12 protein-coding genes are annotated in these 17,913 nt (G+C 70.9%); 9 read left to right on the top strand and 3 right to left on the bottom strand.

The features are described from left to right. A partial coding sequence (locus D7X74_RS17395) for a DEAD/DEAH box helicase (RefSeq protein ID WP_255424433.1) occupies nucleotides 1-1,293 on the bottom strand: 1,293 nt, incomplete at its 3' end. 453 nt (nucleotides 1,294-1,746) lie between these two features. On the opposite strand from D7X74_RS17395, the gene D7X74_RS17400 reads away from it, so the two are divergent. The 4 genes from D7X74_RS17400 to D7X74_RS17415 all read left to right on the top strand — a co-directional run bounded on the left by D7X74_RS17400 (nucleotide 1,747) and on the right by D7X74_RS17415 (nucleotide 7,631). Continuing rightward, on the top strand, nucleotides 1,747-3,339 hold the full coding sequence (locus tag D7X74_RS17400; RefSeq protein ID WP_233602143.1) for a glucan biosynthesis protein: 1,593 nt from the start codon (nucleotides 1,747-1,749) through the stop codon (nucleotides 3,337-3,339). Next, the gene (locus tag D7X74_RS17405) at nucleotides 3,336-3,839 is read left to right on the top strand and encodes a hypothetical protein (RefSeq protein WP_233595646.1); all 504 of its coding nucleotides are present in this window, start codon (nucleotides 3,336-3,338) and stop codon (nucleotides 3,837-3,839) included. The genes D7X74_RS17400 and D7X74_RS17405 overlap by 4 nt, the downstream gene beginning before the upstream one ends. A 46-nt stretch (nucleotides 3,840-3,885) precedes the next feature. Continuing rightward, on the top strand, nucleotides 3,886-5,910 hold the full coding sequence (gene mdoH, locus D7X74_RS17410; protein ID WP_120534089.1) for a glucans biosynthesis glucosyltransferase MdoH: 2,025 nt from the start codon (nucleotides 3,886-3,888) through the stop codon (nucleotides 5,908-5,910). A 74-nt stretch (nucleotides 5,911-5,984) separates the two neighbouring features. Beyond that, nucleotides 5,985-7,631: a M20/M25/M40 family metallo-hydrolase gene (locus D7X74_RS17415; protein WP_120534090.1), complete on the top strand. Its 1,647-nt coding sequence runs from the start codon at nucleotides 5,985-5,987 to the stop codon at nucleotides 7,629-7,631. Nucleotides 7,632-7,686: 55 nt separating this feature from the next. Here the strand turns inward: D7X74_RS17415 and D7X74_RS17420 are convergent, their stop codons facing one another. After that, the gene (locus tag D7X74_RS17420) at nucleotides 7,687-10,830 is read right to left on the bottom strand and encodes an adenylate/guanylate cyclase domain-containing protein (protein ID WP_120534091.1); all 3,144 of its coding nucleotides are present in this window, start codon (nucleotides 10,828-10,830) and stop codon (nucleotides 7,687-7,689) included. Nucleotides 10,831-11,211: 381 nt separating this feature from the next. Here D7X74_RS17420 and D7X74_RS17425 point away from each other — a divergent pair, with 381 nt between their 5' ends. From D7X74_RS17425 to D7X74_RS17445, 5 genes are all read left to right on the top strand, one after another. Continuing rightward, nucleotides 11,212-12,015 (top strand): hypothetical protein, encoded by an 804-nt coding sequence (locus D7X74_RS17425; protein WP_120534092.1) that lies wholly within the window; start codon nucleotides 11,212-11,214, stop codon nucleotides 12,013-12,015. A 204-nt stretch (nucleotides 12,016-12,219) separates the two neighbouring features. Beyond that, nucleotides 12,220-13,095, top strand: coding sequence for a hypothetical protein (locus D7X74_RS17430; RefSeq protein ID WP_120534093.1), 876 nt, complete (start codon nucleotides 12,220-12,222; stop codon nucleotides 13,093-13,095). 4 nt (nucleotides 13,096-13,099) lie between these two features. Then, a complete protein-coding gene (locus tag D7X74_RS17435) occupies nucleotides 13,100-13,912 on the top strand; it encodes a TIGR02452 family protein (protein WP_120534094.1) in 813 nt (270 codons plus the stop codon). Between the two features lie 39 nt (nucleotides 13,913-13,951). After that, entirely contained in the window at nucleotides 13,952-14,686 is a 735-nt protein-coding gene (locus tag D7X74_RS17440) for a carboxypeptidase-like regulatory domain-containing protein (RefSeq protein ID WP_120534095.1), read from the top strand. 21 nt (nucleotides 14,687-14,707) lie between these two features. Continuing rightward, entirely contained in the window at nucleotides 14,708-16,255 is a 1,548-nt protein-coding gene (locus D7X74_RS17445; RefSeq protein WP_120534096.1) for a carboxypeptidase-like regulatory domain-containing protein, read from the top strand. A 6-nt stretch (nucleotides 16,256-16,261) separates the two neighbouring features. Here the strand turns inward: D7X74_RS17445 and D7X74_RS17450 are convergent, their stop codons facing one another. After that, entirely contained in the window at nucleotides 16,262-17,722 is a 1,461-nt protein-coding gene (locus D7X74_RS17450; RefSeq protein ID WP_120534097.1) for a PAS domain-containing sensor histidine kinase, read from the bottom strand. Between the last annotated feature and the right edge of the window lie 191 nt (nucleotides 17,723-17,913).

Below are 17,913 nucleotides of genomic sequence, written 5' to 3' on the forward strand. Positions count from 1 at the left end.
ACCCTGGCCACCACCGCGCCCCCCACCACGTCCGCCGCCGCCACCGCCGCCGTTGCCGCCGCGACGCTGACCGCCATTGCCCCGGCCGCCGCCGCGTCCACCCGAAAGGGGCGGACGGTCGTCCTCCACCAGATCGCCCGGAAGCGTCGCGGGGAGCAGCGAACGGAAGCTCGCGTCCGCCACCACCGGCACGCTGCGGCGGATGGTGCGCTCGATGTCGCGCAGGTACTCGCGCTCTTCGGAGTCGCAGAACGACACGGCCTGGCCGCTGGCGCCCGCGCGGCCGGTGCGGCCGATGCGGTGCACGTACTGCTCCGGCACGTTGGGCAGGTCGTAGTTGAACACGTGCGACAGCCCGTCGATGTCGATGCCGCGCGCCGCGATGTCCGTGGCCACCAGCACGCGCAGGGTGCCCGCGCGGAACTCGTCCAGCGCGCGCTCACGGGCGTTCTGGCTCTTGTTGCCGTGGATGGCGTCGGCGCGCACGCCCGCCTGCGTGAGCTGCTTGGCCACGCGGTTGGCGCCGTGCTTCGTGCGCGTGAACACCAGCGCGCGCGGGATGGCCTTCGAATCCTGGAGCAGGTGCGTGAGCAGCGCGCGCTTCTCCTCGCGCTTCACGAAGTACACCTGCTGGCTCACCGTCTCCGCGGTGGTGGACGCGGGCGACACCTCCACCCGCACCGGATCCTTCAGGATGTTGCGCGCCAGATCCACGATGTCCGGCGGCAGCGTCGCGCTGAAGAACAGCGTCTGGCGCTCCTTCGGCAGGACCTTGATGACGCGCCGGACGTCATGGATGAAGCCCATGTCCAGCATGCGGTCCGCCTCATCGAGCACGAACACCTCGAGCGCGCGCAGCGTCACGTGGCCCTGGTCGATGAGATCCAACAAACGTCCCGGCGTCGCCACCAGGATGTCCACACCCTGGCGCAGCGCCTGGACCTGCGGCGTCTGGCCCACGCCGCCGAACACCACCGCGTGGCGCAGGGGCAGGTTCTTGCCGTAGGTCCCGAAGCTCTCACTGACCTGGCTGGCCAGCTCGCGCGTGGGCGTCAGCACCAGGCAGCGCACCGGACGCGCGCCGCCCGCGGGGGCCTTCGCCGACAGCCGCTGGAGGATGGGCAGCGCGAACGCCGCCGTCTTGCCCGTGCCCGTCTGGGCCACGCCCAGCACGTCCTTGCCCGCCAGCGCGTGCGGAATCGCCTTCACCTGGATAGGCGTCGGCGTGGTGTAGCCCTCGGCCTTCACGGCCTTGAGGAGTGAGTCAGTCAACTGCAGTTCGTCAAACGTCATGGAATCCCGCAATGATGGGTTGGCGCGCTTCCCCCTCAGGCGGGGGGCCGACCGCGCAGCGCGCCCTCCCGCGAAATTACGGGGGCGCCTGGCGGTGCGCGGTCAGGCCGCGAAGCGGCCCGAAGCACCTGGAAGTTTCCAGGAACCCGTGGGACCCCGGGAGGATTCCCGGTGCGGCCCACGGTCCAACCACACTGCCTGCAACGGGGGGCAATGTCCCGGGAAATCCATCCCGCCCGGCGGCCGGCCCCTGTGGAGATTTCGAACAGGGCTGCATGTCGGCTGTCCGTCACATCCCCAACCCTCCAGTCCAGGCGGCGGTGGCCTCCTCCCTCGCCCGCACTCCCAACCGGCCGGAAGCCTTTGGACAGCAAGTATCTGCCATTGGGCAGGTACCTGGATTGATTGGGAAATTCCCCAGCCCCTGTCGCCTGGCACGACCGTTGCTAGCCTATGCCGCGTCGCGCCGTGACGGCGCGGGCGGTGGGCCCCTGGGAGGAGCGGGATTTGACGCGGTGGCAGCGACAGACGGTGGGGATGGCCTGGGGTGTGGGGCTGTGCGTGGCGACGCTGGCGTGCGCCCAGTCGAAGCCGGCGACGTCCTCCGAGGCGCCCCGGGGTTCGGGGTTCTCCATGGAGACGGTGAAGGAGAAGGCCCGCGCGCTGGCCGCGAAGCCGTACCAGGAGCCGCCCGTCGGGGTGCCGCCGTCCTTCGAGAAGCTCACCTACGATCAGTACCGGGACATCCGCTTCCGCGACGCCAGCTCCCTGTGGCGTGACGCGAACCTGTCGTTCCGGGCGCAGTTCTTCCACCCCGGCTTCTATTACACGCGTCCGGTGCAGGTGAACGAGGTGTCTGGCGGCAAGGCGCGCCCGGTGCCCTTCTCCACGGATCAGTTCACCTACGGGCCCCTCGTCGGCACCCCGCCCAGGGGCAAGGTGAATGGCTTCGCGGGCTTCCGCCTCAACGCGCCGCTCAACACGAAGGGCTACTACGACGAACTGGTGGCCTTCCTCGGGGCCAGCTACTTCCGCGCCCTGGGCAAGGGCAACCTGTACGGCCTGTCCGCGCGCGGGCTCGCCATCGACACGGCGCTGCAGGGCCCGGAGGAGTTCCCCACGTTCCGCGAGTTCTGGCTGGAGAAGCCGGCGGAGAGCGCGGACACGGTGGTGGTGCACGCGCTGCTCGACAGCACCAGCGTCACGGGCGCCTACCGCTTCGCCATCAAGCCGGGCGAGCAGACGGTGATGGACATTTCGGTGACGCTGTTCGCCCGCAAGCAGGTGCGGCAGCTGGGTCTGGCGCCGCTGACCAGCATGTTCCTCTTCGGAGAGAACGACCGGGGCGACTTCGACGACTTCCGTCCCGAGGTGCACGACTCCGACGGCCTCTCCGTGTGGATGAAGAACGGCGAGAAGCTGTGGCGCCCGCTGAAGAACCCGAAGCACACCCAGGTGAGCAGCTTCCATACGGACGGGCTGTCGGGCTTCGGCCTCTTGCAGCGCGACCAGGCCTTCTCCAGTTATGAAGACCTCGAGGCGCGCTCCGAACGCCGCCCGGGTGCCTGGGTGCAGCCGGTGGGTGACTGGGGCAAGGGCTCCGTGCGGCTGGTGGAGCTGCCCACCCGCGAGGAGATCCACGACAACATCGTCGCCTTCTGGGTGCCGGATGCACCGCTGGCGGCGGGTGCACAGCTTGGTTTCTCGTATCGACTGTCGTGGGGCTTCGCGCCGGAAGGTGTGAAGGCCCTGGGGTCGGTCGTCGCGGCGACGCGTGTCGCGGCGGGCAGCAAGCCGGGGGCGCGTCGCTTCGTCCTCGATTTCACGCAGAACACGGGGGAGGGCACCGGTCCGGTGGAGGCGGTCGTCACCGCTTCCCGCGGGCAGGTGCTGCACCCTCGCGCGGAAGTCCACGCCGTCACCGGCGGCTACCGCGCGGCCTTCGAGCTGATGCCCGACGGAGAAGGCCCCGTCGAGCTTCGCTGCTTCCTGAAACGCGGTTCCGAGACCCTCACCGAGACCTGGAGCTACCTGTGGATTCCGTGACCACGCACCCCTTCCTCTCCTTCGCCCCGGCGATGCCCCAGGCCCGCGTGGACACCCACGAAGCGCTGGTGGGCTTCTTCCAGGACTTCGGCTTCAACGGCCGTGGAGACCTGGAGCGCCTGGCGAACTGGGTGCTCGGCACCCGCGACCTGTCGCTGTCTCCGGAGGCCGCGCTGGCGCTCGCGCGCTGGCGGGTGGAGGGATGGCTGGCGGAGGTCCTGGGCCCGTCGCACGTGGGGCCGTCGCTGCTGGTGCGCGGCCGGGCCGCGTTCGTCCTGGTGGGTGGCGCGCGCTGGGGCGCGGACGTGCTGATGCGCGAGCCGCGCGCGTTGCCGGAGGCGTGGCGCCGGGCGGTGTGTGAAGCAGTGCCCATGGCGGCCCCGGCCGAAGTGCCCTGCCAGATGCGCGAGCAGGTGCTCGTGCTCAATCCCTTCATGGACATGCTGCGCCGCTGGCTGCGTCCGGCCGGCAGTCAGGCGGGCGTGTCGCCGTCGCGCTAGGCCACGCCTTCCACCCCGCGCAGTCCACTGGAGCACCGGAGTCCGCATGAACGCCGAACCGTACTCGCCGGCCATGGCCCGCCCTCGCCGTGTGATGGTGCTGGGGCTGGCGGCCCTGACCACCGGGTTCGCCTCCGTGGAGATGCACCGGCTGCTCAGCGCCCGGGGCACCACGGTGCCGGAAGTGTTCGTGCTGATGCTGTTCACGCTGTGCTTCGCGTGGATTGCCTTGTCTTTCTGGGGCGGCGTCGCGGGCTTCGTGCAGCTCGTGTCGAAGCGCCGCGTGCCGGGCCTGCGCTGGCCCACCGAAGCGGAGGCCGCCGGGCCGCTCACGCGCCGCACCGCCGTGGTGATGCCGGTGCACAACGAGGATCCGGCGTCGGTGTTCGCGCACGTGCAGGCCACGTACGAGTCCATCGCGGCCACTGGGCACCTGGACGCGTTCGACTTCTACGTGCTCAGCGACTCCACGCGCGCGGAGGCGTGGGTGGCGGAGGAGCTGGCGTGGTCGGAGCTGTGCCGCCGCGTGGGCGGGCAGGGCCGCATCTTCTACCGGCGCCGCTTCGACAACACCGGCAAGAAGGCCGGCAACCTGGCCGAGTTCTGCGAGCGCTGGGGCCGCCGCTATGACTTCCTGCTGGTGCTGGACGCCGACAGCCTGATGGCCGGCGACAGCGTGGTGAGCATGGCCCGGCTGATGGAGTTGAATCCGGGCGCGGGCATCCTCCAGGTGCCGCCGCAGAACGTGGGCCGCTCCACGCTGTTCGCGCGCCTGCAGCAGTTCGCGGGCCGCACCTACGGCCCCATCGTCGCGGCGGGCGCGGCGGCGTGGCAGCTGGGGGACTCCAACTACTGGGGCCACAACGCCATCCTGCGCATGGCGCCCTTCATCGAGCACTGCGGCCTGCCGGTGCTGCCCGGTCAGCAGCCCTTCGGCGGCCACATCCTCAGCCACGACTTCGTGGAGGCGGCGTTGATGCGTCGCGCGGGCTACACGGTGTGGCTGGTGCCGGAGCTGGGCGGCAGCTACGAACAGCCGCCCCCGGATCTGCTCGCGTACGCGCAGCGCGACCGCCGCTGGTGCCAGGGCAACCTCCAGCACCTGGGCCTCGTGATGGCGGGCGGCTTGCACCCGATGAGCCGGGCGCACTTCGTGATGGGCGTGATGTCCTACGTGGCGTCGCCCCTGTGGCTCATCTTCCTGGTGTCGGGTTTGTTCGCCGCGCTGCACGAGTGGTTCTTCGCGCCCACGACGTTCGTGGACTTCCAGTCCACGCTGCCCGGTGGGGACGCCTTCGACACCGCGGGCGCGCTGCGGCTGATGGTCCTGTCGCTGGCGATGCTGTGGATCCCCCGCCTGATGGGCCTGGGGCTGGTGCTGGCCGACCGCGTGGAGGCGGCGCGGATGGGCGGCCGCTTCAAGCTGGCGCTGAGCGTCCTCTTGGAGGGCGTGGTCTCCACGCTGATGGCGCCGGTGATGATGCTGTTCCAGTCGCACTTCGTGTTCGGCACGCTGCTGGGCTACCGGGTGTCGTGGTCCAGCCAGCAGCGCGAGGACACGGACCTGCCGTGGTCGGAGGCCTTCCGCCGGCACAAGTGGCACATGGCGGTGGGCGTCGTGCTCGCGGCGCTGACGGTCGCGGTGGCGCCGGGGATGCTGGCGTGGTTGTCGCCCGTCATCCTGGGGCTGTGGCTGGCCCCGGCCATCTCCGTGTTCACCGCGCGCGCGTCGCTGGGCCTGTGGGCGCAGCGCCGGGGCCTGTTCCTCATCCCCGAGGAGGTGACGCCGCCCACCGTGCTGGTGCGCGCGCAGGAGCTTTCGGAGGAGGGGATGGAGCCGGTGGACGACGCGTTGGATCACGTGCTCACGGATCCGCGCGCGCATGCGCTGCACCTGGCCCTGCTGGAGGCCCACCCGTCGGCGGGCGTTCCCGTGGCGCTCGCGTCCGCGCGGCGCAAGCTGCTGGCGGGCTCGGTGGAGCCCCTGTCCCCGCAGGAGAAGTCCGCGGTGCTGCTGGATGCGCGCACGCTGTCGGAGCTGCGCGGTCGCCGGCTGGGCGCGCGGGCCTGAGGCCGTCCCCCGCCGTCCATCCGGGGTCGCATCGCGGTTGCGCCCGGGCGTCCGTCGCCCTAAACGCAGCCCTCATGAACCGAGCTTCTACCGCCGCCGCGCTCGCGCTGTTCATCGCGCCGTTCATCTCCCTGGCCGCCGAGCCTCCCGCGTCCGAGGGAGACCGGTGGTGGAAGCACATCGAGGTCCTCTCCAGTGACGCGCTGGAAGGGCGCGACACGGGCAGCAAGGGGTATGAGACCGCCGCGGGCTATGTCTCCAAGGAGCTGGCCGCGCTGGGCGTGAAGCCGGTGCTGAAGACGGGCTTCCTCCAGCCCATGGCGTTGCAGTCGCGCCGCCTGGTGGAGGCGAAGTCCAGCGTCGCGCTCGTGCGCGGTGGCCAGACGCTTCCGCTGGTGCAGGGCGAGGACGTGATGCTGTCCACGCAGCAGGGCGACAGCGGTACGGTGGACGCGCCCCTGGTGTTCGTGGGGTACGGCCTGTCCATCCCGGAGAAGGGCCACGACGACTTCGCGGGCCTGGACCTCAAGGGCAAGGTGGTGGTGCTGCTCCAGGGCGGTCCCGCGAACATCCCGGGCCCGCTGAAGTCCCACTTCGGATCGTGGACGGAGCGGGTGAAGGTCCTCAAGCGCGCGGGGGCCGTGGGGGTCGTCTACCTGCAGAACCCCAAGCTGCTGGAGCTTCCCTGGGATCGGATGGTGGCTTCCATCAGGAACCCGACGGTGCTGTTCACGGACCCTTCGCTCAACGACTCGCGCGGCTTGAAGGTGGGGGTGGTCGCGAACGTGGCCCATTCGCAGAAGTGGTTCGAGGGCGCTCCGCACACCTACGAGGAGCTGGTGACGCTGGCCAACGCGGATCAGCCGCTGCCGAAGTTCGACCTGCCCTCGCGCCTGAAGGTGAAGCTCTCCATCGAGTCCAAGCCGCTCAAGTCGATGAACGTGGTGGGCGTCATGCCCGGCTCCGACAAGGTGCTCGCGAAGGAGTACGTGGTGCTCAGCGCGCACCTGGATCACGTGGGCATCGGCGACCCGGTGAAGGGCGACCGCATCTACAACGGGGCCATGGACAACGCGTCCGGTGCGGCGGCGCTGCTGGAGGTCGCGCGTGCGCTGCGCGAGCAGCCGCGGAAGCCGAAGCGGTCGGTGTTGTTCGCGCTGGTAACGGGCGAGGAGAAGGGCCTGCTCGGGTCGAAGTACTTCGCGTCCCGGCCCCCCGTGCCCATCACGTCCATGGTGGCGGACTTCAACCTGGACATGTTCATGCCCCACTGGCCGTTCACCGCCGTCGTGGCGCACGGCAAGGATGAGTCCACGCTCTCCGTGCCGCTCTCCGAGGTGGCCGCGCAGCAGGGGGTGCGGGTGCTCGCGGATCCGGAGCCGGACCGCAACCTGTTCGTGCGCAGCGACCAGTACTCGTTCATCCGCGAGGGCGTGCCCGCGCTGTTCTTCAAGTTCGGCTACACGCTGGGGTCCGACGAGCACAAGCTCTTCAAGCAGTGGCTGACCGAGCACTACCACGCGCCGTCGGATGACCTGTCCCAGCAGCCCGTGGACCGCGAGGGCGCCGCGCGCTTCATCGCGTTCCTGACCGCCATGACGCGCGCGGTGGCGGATGCACCCGAGCGTCCGCGCTGGAATGACGACAGCTTCTTTCGCCGCTTCGCGAAGCCGGTGACGGAGCCCGCGAAGGCCCCGTCCAGCCCCGCCGCGAAGCCGTAGGGCTTTTCGGCGCGGTGACTCCGTGAGGCCAGGGCGAACCTCGAGGCCGTCGCCCTCAGGCGTCCTGGCATGACTCGGTGATGCCGACGTGGGCCTCCAGGAAGCGCAGCGCGCCGCGGATGTCCGACGAAGCGGTTTCGCGCGGCGCGTTCCGGGCCGCTTCCATGCGGCGGTGGGCCGCGCTCCGGGCCGCGTGACCTTCGCTGCTGTTCGCCGGGGCGGCGCCGGCCTCGGCCAGATCCAGGGCGGCGCGCAGCAGGTTCACGAGCTGGCGCAGGCTGGGGTCCTCGCGCAGCTCGGGGGCGGCCTCCAGCTCCGCGAAGCCATTCCGGGCAGCGCGCAGCTCGCCGCACGCGGCCTCCAGTGCGGCACGGTGCGCGATGAAGCGCAGCGCCTGCCAGCGGGACGCCCGGCCCAGGATGGTCACCGCTTCGCCCAGGGCCAGGCGGGCCTGCTTCCAGTCGCCCCTTGCGAGGAACGCGCGCCCCAGCTCTCCCAACGCCGTGCCCTCCAGCAGTCGCTGCCCCATGATCCGCGAGGTGCGCACCGCGGACTCCAGGTGCTCGCACGCATCCGTGATGCCGCCCGCGTCCAGCAGGTAGCAACCCAGGTTGATCCGCGCCAGCGCCTCGCCGGTGCGGTCCTCCACGCTGGAGGCGCGCGCCAGGGCTTCGCCCAGCAACATCACCGCTTCGCCCCCGTCGCCGGCCTCGCCGATGGCCACCGCGCAGTTGGTGAGGAAGCCCACCTCGAACGTCACGTCGCCCACCTCGCGGAACAGCGCCAGCGACGCGCGCAGGTGCGGAATGGCCGCCTCCGGACCGCGGCGCACCTGTTCGACGAGGCCCAGGTTTCCCACCGCGTACGCCTCCAGCCAGCGGTCGCCTTCCGAGGCCAGGGCCTGCGCGTCGCGCATCAGCGTCCACGCGGAGGCCACGTCCCCGGCGTGGCGGGCGACGATGGACAGATCCACGAGCACGCGCTTCTCCGCCGCGGATTCGCCCAGCGCGTGGAAGACGGTGCGCACATGCTCCAGTGCCCGGCGCGCTGCTTCCGGCTGGCCCGCGTCCAGGTACGCGCGGCCCATCACCGCCAGCGCCTCCGCGCGCTTCAGCGGCGCCACCGGCACGTGGGCCGACGCCTCCAGCGCCCGCTCCAGCCGCTCCATCAGCAGGCCCACCGGTCCGCGCGTGCGCGCATCCGGCTCCAGCGCCACCAGGGTCTCCAGCGCGCGGCCCAGGGACTGCGCGGTCGCCGGGCGCACCGCCATCGCGTTGTCGCACGCGGCTAGCAGGTTCTCCCGCTCCAGGGCAAGTCGGCGCAGCGCCGTGGCCCCGCCCGTGCGCTGGACGCGTTCCCGCAGACGGCCGGCGAGCTGGAGGTAGGTGTCCGCGTGCCGGGCCTCGCAGGCCGCCTCCTCACCGCGCTCGCGCAGGCGCAGGGCCGCGTACTCACGGATGCTCTCGTACAGGCCCAGGCGCAGGAAGCCTCCGGGCGCCCCGACCTCCCGCGCGCACAGGAGCGAACGGGCGCGCAGCGAGTGCAGCACCTCCAGCACGTCCGGGGAGCCGTCCGGCAGCACCAGCACCGCTTCGGCCGCCTCCAGCGTGAAGCCGCCCCGGAACACCGAGCACTGCGCCAGCGCGGCGCACTCCGCCGGCTCCAGCAGGTTCCACGACCAGTCGATGGCGCCCCGCAGCGTCGCCTGCCTCGCGGGGGCATCCCGCCGTCCGACGCGCAGCAGCTCGAAGCGCTTCGACAGGCGCTCGCGAAGCTGCTCCACGCCCAGCACGCTCACGCGCGCCGCGGCCAGCTCGATGGCCAGCGCGATGCCGTCCAACTGCCGCACGATGTCCGCGACGCGCGGGGCCTCCGCGTCCGTCAGGGCGAAGTCACCGCGCGCCTCATGCGCCCGCTGCACGAACAGGCGCACCGCGTCCGAGCGCAGGATGACGTCCCGGCGCGTCTCGTCGGGATCCGGCAGGCCCAGTGGGGCGAGGTCCAGCACGCGTTCCCCGGGCAGCCGCAAGGCCTCCCGCGTGGTGACGAGGAAGCGCGCGCGCGGCGCCAGCACCCGCCACCGGCCTATCGTCTCCGGCACGTGCCGCACCACCTGCTCCACGTTGTCGAGGATGACCAACACCTCGCCGCAGCCATCCAGCGCCCGGCCCAGGCGCTCAGCGGGCGCGCTGCCATCCCCGTCCGCCGCCAGGGGCACGCCCAGCGCCCGGCCCACCGCGTGACAGAGGTCGCCCGCCGTCAGGGCCTCCTCCAGGTCGCAGCGCCAGACGCCGCCCTCCCAACCGCCCGCGTCCGACTCCAGCCCGCCGAAGTGGGTGGCCAGCCGCGTCTTCCCCATGCCGCCGGGGCCCAGGATGCTGATCAGCCGCGCGCCTTCGCGCACCCACTGGCGCAGCGTGTCCAGCTCCTCGCCGCGACCCACCAGATCCTGCCGGGAGGCGGGCACGTTGCCGGGCCGATCCCTGGGCGCGCGCAGCGCTCCGAAGCGCCGGTGCGCCAGGGACGCGGGCAGCACCTCCACCAACGTGACGCTGTCGCCCACGCCGCGCAGGCGGAAGGCGCCCAGCGTGCGCGCGACGGGCATGCCCATCGCGGCCAGCTCCGGCGCGACGCGTGCCCACGCCGCGCCGCTCAACAACACCTGCCCGCCGTGGCCCGCGTCCGCCACGCGCGCGGCGATGTTCACCGGCGGCCCCAGGTAGTCCAACCGGTGCGTGGAGGGATCCATGCGGTAGTCCGGTTCGCCCACGTGCACCCCCATGCGCACGCGCAGCCCCCGGTGCATCAGCCCTTCCGGTGAGTCCTCCTCCGCGGCGTCCTGCTCCGCCAGGAGGGCCGCGGGCCAGGTCACGTGCAGCAGCGCTTCCTGGGCGCGCAGACACCAGTGCACCGCCTCCACCGGCGAGGCGAAGGCGACCATGAAGGCGTCGCCCTGCGACTTCACCTCATAGCCGTCCGTCCCCAGCAGGAGGGCGCGCAGCACGCCGTCGTGCAGCTCCAGCGCGTCGCGCATGCTCGTGCCACAGCGCTCCCACAGCCGCGTGGACCCCTGGATGTCGGTGAAGACGAGCGCCACCGAACCGGTGGGCGGCAGGTGGGCCTGGTGCGGCTCGTCACGGCCGGAGGGCGCCTCGTCGGCCGTGGGCGCGACGACCGTGAGTCTGAAGGCCTCTGCCATGCCGCAACTCTCCCCGCTGCCGGAAACCCCACCTGCTCCCACCCCGGTGCCGCAGTGTTGCCCGCGAGGGTGAGTCCCCTGACACCAGCCCTTCACATGGAAAGCAGTACGAGCCAAAACGGCAACGTGCACCTGTCGGGCAGGGTGGGGCGCTGCTAGTGAGCACTTGTGATCGCGGGGCGCGCGCATCCATCACTGGGCGACAGCCGTATGGTCCCGCGGGGCCTCCCTTCTTCGTCGTTCGGGCCTGGCCGCTTGCTGGGTCCCGGGGTCTGCCGGGCCCCAGTCCAAGCAGGACGGGGGGCCGTGTTAGGACTGCATCACGTCCCGAGTCCGCGATGCGACAACGCGAGGCTCGCGACGCACTCTCCGGAAGGACTCATGCGTTCGACTTCGGCACTGGCGTTGATGATGGCTTCCCTCGCGGTTGGCACGCTGTCGGCTTGCGGCGACAAGACGGATGAGGGGCCGACGGATGCGGGCACCGGCGGCGAGGCCACCGGCAAGTGTCCGGCCTCCGCGTACATCTGCGAGAGCTTCGACAACGGGCAGAACGGCTGGAAGACCCCGGACGAGGAGCACAACGCCACCATCACCATCGACAGCACGCGCACCCGCTCCGGCAGCGGCGCGCTGCACGTGGTGACGGAGGCGGGCCACAACGAGTTCCCCCTGGGCGAGGAGGAGGATCCGCAGACCATCGCGCACCTGCGCAAGGACATCCCCACGTTCGGCACTGCGCTCTACGCGCGTGCGTATGTGTACCTGAACCGGGCGGCGCCCCAGGACGTGATGGGCACGTACTTCATCCTCTTCTCGCCCAAGGAAGGGAGCTTCGGAGGCATCGAGCTGCAGGGCATGGTCAACGGCGGCTTCGCGCTGGATGACTGGAGCGGCGTCGAGGGCACGGGCTGGAACTACCAGGACGACTTGAAGGTGACGACGTCGCCCAACCGCTGGACCTGCATCGAGTGGGCGGTGAAGCGCACGAACGCGACGGACACCACGGGTCGCGCGCAGGTCTACGTGGACGGGACGCTGGCGTTCGACTTCCCGAACGTGGGCATGCGGCCGTTCAGCAACTTCGCGGTGGGCTACGGCTTCGTGCACCCGCACGGCGACTCCGCGTCGGAGACGTGGATCGACGACGTCGCGGTGGCCCCCGAGCGCATCGGCTGCGAGTAGCAAGACGCTCGCAGGAAGCAGGGTGCCTCGCGCGAAGGGGTGGGGATGTGCGCGCGAGGCCCTGCTGTCCGAGCGTGGCGGACCCGCTCCCGGGTCCGCCGGACGTCACTCCCGGGAGGACAGGGACCCGTGCTAGGACTGCGCCACGCCCCGGGTTCGCAAGGCAGCAGCGCGAGGCTCGCGGCGCTTTCCTCGGAAGGACGCATGCGCTCGATTCCTGCGGTGGTGTTGATGGTGGCATCCCTCACGGTGGGAGCGCTGTCCGCTTGCGGTGACGACGGTCCGAAGGTTGAGCCGGACGCGGGCACCGACGCTGGGACGACGGACGCGGGCACCGACGCTGGGACGACGGACGCGGGCACCGACGCCGGGACGGATGCGGGGACGAACACGGGCAGCAAGTGCCCGGCCTCCGCCATCCTCTGCGAGAACTTCGAAAACGAGCTGAACGGCTGGAAGATCCCGGACGAGGAGCACAACGCCACCATCACCATCGACAGCACGCGCACCCGCTCCGGCAGCGGCGCGCTGCACGTGGTGACGGAGGCAGGCCACAACGAGTTCCCCCTGGGCGAGGAGGAGGATCCGCAGACCATCGCGCACCTGCGCAAGGACATCCCCACGTTCGGCACGGCGCTCTATGCGCGCGCGTACGTGTATCTGAACCGCGCGGCGCCGCAGGACGTGATGGGCACGTACTTCATCCTCTTCTCGCCCAGCGATGCCGCGTTCGGAGGCATCGAACTGCAGGGCATGGTCAACGGTGGCTTCGCGCTGGATGACTGGAGTGGCATCCAGGGGACGGGCTGGAACTACCAGGACGACCTGACGGTGACGACGTCGCCCAACCGCTGGGTCTGCATCGAGTGGGGCGTGCAGCGCACGAAGGCGGCGGACACCAAGGGCCACGCGCAGGTCTGGGTGGATGGGAAGCAGGCCTTCGACTTCCCGAACGTGGGCATGCGGCCGTTCAGCAACTTCGCGGTGGGCTACGGCTTCGTGCACCCGCACGGCGACTCCGCGTCGGAGACGTGGATCGACGACGTCGCGGTGGCCCCCGAGCGCATCGGCTGCGAGTGACGCCATGTCCCTGACGAAGATCGCGGAGGAGACGCTTCGCATCACCGACCAGGGCACCTACGTGCCGCTGTCCGGACGCGAGGTGTCCATCCGCGATGCGGTGGCGCACGCGGTCCAGGGCACCGTGCTGGTGCGCCCCGGGGACTTCGCACACCTCACGCGTCCGGAGCCGGTGAGCAGCTACACCATCGAAGTCACCTCGGAGAAGACGGGGGATGCCGCGCGCCGGCTGGTGGAGCTGGAGGGCGTGCGGAACGTGTTCGCGCTCAACTTCGCGTCGGCGGTGAATCCAGGCGGCGGCTTTCTCACGGGCGCGAAGGCGCAGGAGGAGGACCTGGCTCGGTGCTCGGCGCTGTACGCGTGCCTCTTGAAGTGGCCGGAGTACTACGAGGTGAACCGCAAGGTGCTCTCGCCGCTGTACACGGACCACTTCCTGTATTCGCCCGAGGTGCCGTTCTTCCGCAACGAGCGCTACGACCTGTTGGAGCGTCCCTTCCCGGTGTCGGTGCTCACCGCGCCCGCGCCCAACGCGAAGCAGTTGCCGGTGAAGGATCCAGAGGTCGCGCTGAAGCTGCGAGAGGTGCTGTTCGACCGGGCGCTCAAGGTGCTCCAGGTGGCGGCGCACCACGGGCACCGCACGCTCATCCTGGGCGCGTGGGGCTGCGGTGCGTTCCGCAACAACCCGCGCGACGCGGCGGAGGCATTCGCTCGTGGGCTGGAGACGATGCAGGGGGCGTTCAGCCGCGTGGTGTTCGCGGTCTATGAGCGCGACGGGCAGGGGCCCAACCTGCGCACGTTCCGCGAGCGCTTCGGCTGACCGTTCCATGCTCGCGCGGGCGCCTGCTAGCGTGGGCGCATGCGATGGAGCTGGGTGGGGCTCGTGGTGGCGGTGCTCGCGTCCGCGAGCGCATCGTGTGTGGGCACTGCGTCCCAGGTCCCGGTGACGCCGGAGTCGTCCGGGGCGCGTGCCTCGAAGGACGCTCCCCTCAAGGTAGCCCTCAAGATCGTGGCGCAGGACGTGGAGGGACAGCCCCTGTCCGGCGTCGTCTTCAGTGCGCGGTCGGCACGTGAGAACCACGCCTCGGCCCTCTTTGGCGTGACGGACCCAAGCGGCAGGGGCCAGTTCCGGCTTCCTCCTGGCTGGTACATCGTTTCGGCCAGGGCCCCGGGCCACCAGTCCTTCGTGGACACGGATGTGCGGCTCGGACGCGACCCTCCGGCGACCGTGACGATGACACTCCAGCCGGGAGGCACGGTGTCGGGGTTCGTGGTGGATGACTTCGGCGCGCCGGTCGTGGACGCGCGGCTCGCCTGGGTCCCCGAGGATGAGACCGCGCCCCGACTGACCGCGGTCAGCGACAAGCAAGCCCGCTTCAACTTCGAGGGCGTGGGGCGGGGGCGGGGTGTCTTGATCGCCGAGCGCATGGGCTTCCCCTGGATTCGGCAGGCCTTCGACTCACTGCCCCGTGAGCTCAAGGTCACCTTCACCGCGCCGGGCAGGCTGCGGGTGCGTGCCGTGGCGCCGGACGGCCGGCCGATGAACATCTACGACACGGAGCTGGAGCAGCTCGACGCAAGGGAGCCCTCCTAGAACCGTGTCTCCGCGGACGGGGTGGTCATCTACGAGGGGCTTCGTCCAGGGCGCTACCGGGTGGCGACCTCGTACGCGCCCTGGCCTTCCACCTGGTGGACCTCCGCCGCGGAGTTCACGGTGGTGCCAGGGCAGGCGCAGGAGGTGGTGCTGAGCTTCGAGCGCTTCAAGGAACGTGAGGCCCTTCAGGGAAGAGTCGTCGGTCCGGACGGACGTCCCCTGAGAGGCATCCGACTCTTCGCGGAGTCGGGGGTGGCGAAGGAGGGAGGCCCCAGGAGTCAGACCGAGGCGGTGACCGATGCGCAGGGACGCTTCGCGATGGAGCGCCTGCTGAAAGGTCCCCAGCGGATGCGCCTGAGCGGTTCCCAGGAGGTCGTGGAGGTCGCCGCCGATGCCCGGGACGTGTCCTTGTCGTTCCCCACTTTCAAGGTCGAGGAGAGTGCCCTTGAGGGCCGGGTGCTGGCGCCCGACGGTAGGCCGGTGGGCCGCTTCAAGGTGCTCGGGACGACGTTCGAGGATCCCGAAGGGCGTTTCACGCTTCCAAGAGTCGCGTCGCCGCCCGTGGAGCTGATCTTCGAGGCGAAGCACTTCGCGCCCCTGCGCCTCGTGGTGGAGACCCTTCAGTCCCCGCGCACCGTCCTGCCCGACATCGTCCTGGAGCGCGGGCGCACGGTGCGGGGACAGGTCCTGGACGCGGATGGACGGCCTCTCGCGCCCGGGCACGAGGTGTCCCTCCTCTTCACGAGGGAGCTGAACCTCCCCTCGGCTCAGGGCACGTTGGCGCGTGCCCTGACGGATGCGGAGGGCCGGTTCGTGATGGCGCACGTCCCGCGCGACGCCGGGGTCGTCATCGTCGACGCGGAAGCGGGGACCGCCATGCAACCGCTGGGTGCGGATCAGGAAACGGTGAGCTTGCGGCTCGTGCCGGATGCCCGCGTCCAGGGCTCCGTGGTGGACGCGGGAGGCCGGCCGCTCGAAGGCTACCCGGTGGAGTCCTGGTGCAAGGGACGCGTTGTTTCGGAACTCAAGTCCGATGCGGAAGGACGCTTCACCCTGCACGCTCCCAGCGGACAGGACTGCGTGCTGAAGGTCTCCGATGGCCGTGAGCCGTCGAGCTGGCCCCGGCCCCCGCGGCGGGTCTTCCTTCCCCGGCGGTTCGTGGGCGCCCCGGGCGAGACACTCCAGGTGGAGCTGCGGGCCCGCACGGGACCGGCCTCGGTGCGCGTGACGCTGCCCTGGGCCAGCGAGTGGTACGACGTCGTGCTCGCGCAGGGGGACGTTGCCCTGCCCGCGACGACGCTCGAGATGGACGCGCTGGTGGTGAATGGAATCGACGCCGACTTCGACGTCCTCGAGCGCCGACCCGAGCGGATCGACTCCGGCATCATCCAATCCGGAAGCGATGTCTTCGAGTTCAGCTCGCTGCCCTTGGGGCACTACACGCTGTTCGTGACGGAGAACAGCGTGGGGCGCTCCGTCCACCGGATCCCGGTGGAGTTGTCGAAGCCCGGGGTCCTCGACGTCGCGTCGAAACTTCCAGGGGACGGAGGGAAGTACTTCGCGCGCTGAAGGCGGCTACGCCGCGTCCACGGGCAACGTCACCACGAACGCCGCGCCGCCGCCGGGCGCTTCCTCCACCCAGACGCGCCCGCCGTGCGCTTCCAATATCTGCCGCACGATGTAGAGCCCCAGGCCCAGACCGCCCGTGCGCGCGGAGCCCTGCGCCTGGGCGAAGCGCTGGAAGATGCGCTCGCGCTCCGCGGCGGGCACCCCCGGGCCGCTGTCGCGCACGGTGAGCCGCAGCTCGCCGTCCTGCTGGCGCAGCCACACCCGCACCGGCGTGCCCCGGCCGTAGCGCAGGGCATTGGCGATGAGGTTGCTCACCACCTGCTCCATGCGCAGCCGGTCGAACCGGCACGGGGCCGGCCCCTCCACGCGGGCTTCCAGTTCGACACCCGCCTGCTTCGCCTCGTCCGCGAAGCGCGCGGCCAGGTCCTCCACCACCGTCGCCAGGTCTCCGGACATCAGCTCGAAGTCCAGCTTGCCGGTGCGGATGCGGCTGACGTCCAGCAGGTTGTCCAGCAGCGCGCCCAGCCGCTTCAACTGCCGGTCCGAGGACTCCAACCGCCCCGTCACCTTCGCGGACCCCAGGGGCTCGTTGGGGGACACCTGCGCCAGGCGGCGCACCAGATCCACCTGGAGGCGCAGCGACGTGAGCGGCGTGCGCAGCTCGTGGCTCGCCAGCGACAGGAAGTCGTCGCGCGTGCGCACCGCTTCCTGCAGCGCTTCCTCCGTCTCCTTCAGCGCGGTGATGTCCAGGATGGCGCCCCGCACCACCATCACCCGGCCGTTCGCGTCGCGGATGACGCGCGCCCGGCTGTTGAGCCAGTGCCACGAATCATCCGGCCAGTGGGTGCGGAACGTGGAGGAGTACGACAGCACGTCGTTGTGGAAGATGGACGACACCTGCGCTTCCACCGCCGGCCGGTCGTCCGGGTGCAGCGACGCGAGGAACCGCTCGTGCGTCCACTCCGCCAGCGGCTGCGGATACCCGTACAGCCGATCATGCCCCTCCGAGCGGAACACCTGTCCGGTGACGAGGTTCGTCTCCCAGACGGCCATCTGCGCGGACTCCAGCGCCACCTGGAAGCGCTCGCCCAACTGCCGGAAGCGCTCGTCGGTGCGCGCGGCCTCGTTCTCCGCGCGCTGCCGGCGGGTGATGTCCGTGGCCAGCACCCACGTCTCGCCCCCCACGGGGCGCACCGACACCTCCAGCCACACCCCGGACGGCAACTCCGACAGGAACCGCGCCGGCTCGCGCGTGGTGAGCGCGTCCAGCAGGCGCTCATGCAGCGGCGTGCCGGCCAGCGCCGGTTGCGCCGCCCACGGCGTCAGCCCCTCGCAGCGCCCATGCGGAAGACCCAGCAGGGACGCGGCGCGGTGGTTCAGCTCATGGATGTTCCCCTGCGCGTCGAGCGCCAGGAACGCCTCGGCCATCATCTCCCGCAGGACCTGCAAGCGGGTCTGCGCGGACATGCTGGCCTCGTCGGCCGGAAGCGGAAACTGGGTGGGGTCCTTCAGTGCACCCGTGCCCGGCGCGGACGGAGTGTCCGCGGAGGCAGTGCGGGCGGGTTCAAACGGACCACCGGGCAGGGGACTCATCGGGAATGCACGCTCCCGCACGCCCCCCGCGCCAGTCAAGCAAGCCCGGAGAGGTTGCGTGGCTG

The organism is Corallococcus sp. CA047B (assembly GCF_003612065.1).
GTDB classification, from domain to species: Bacteria; Myxococcota; Myxococcia; order Myxococcales; family Myxococcaceae; genus Corallococcus; species Corallococcus praedator.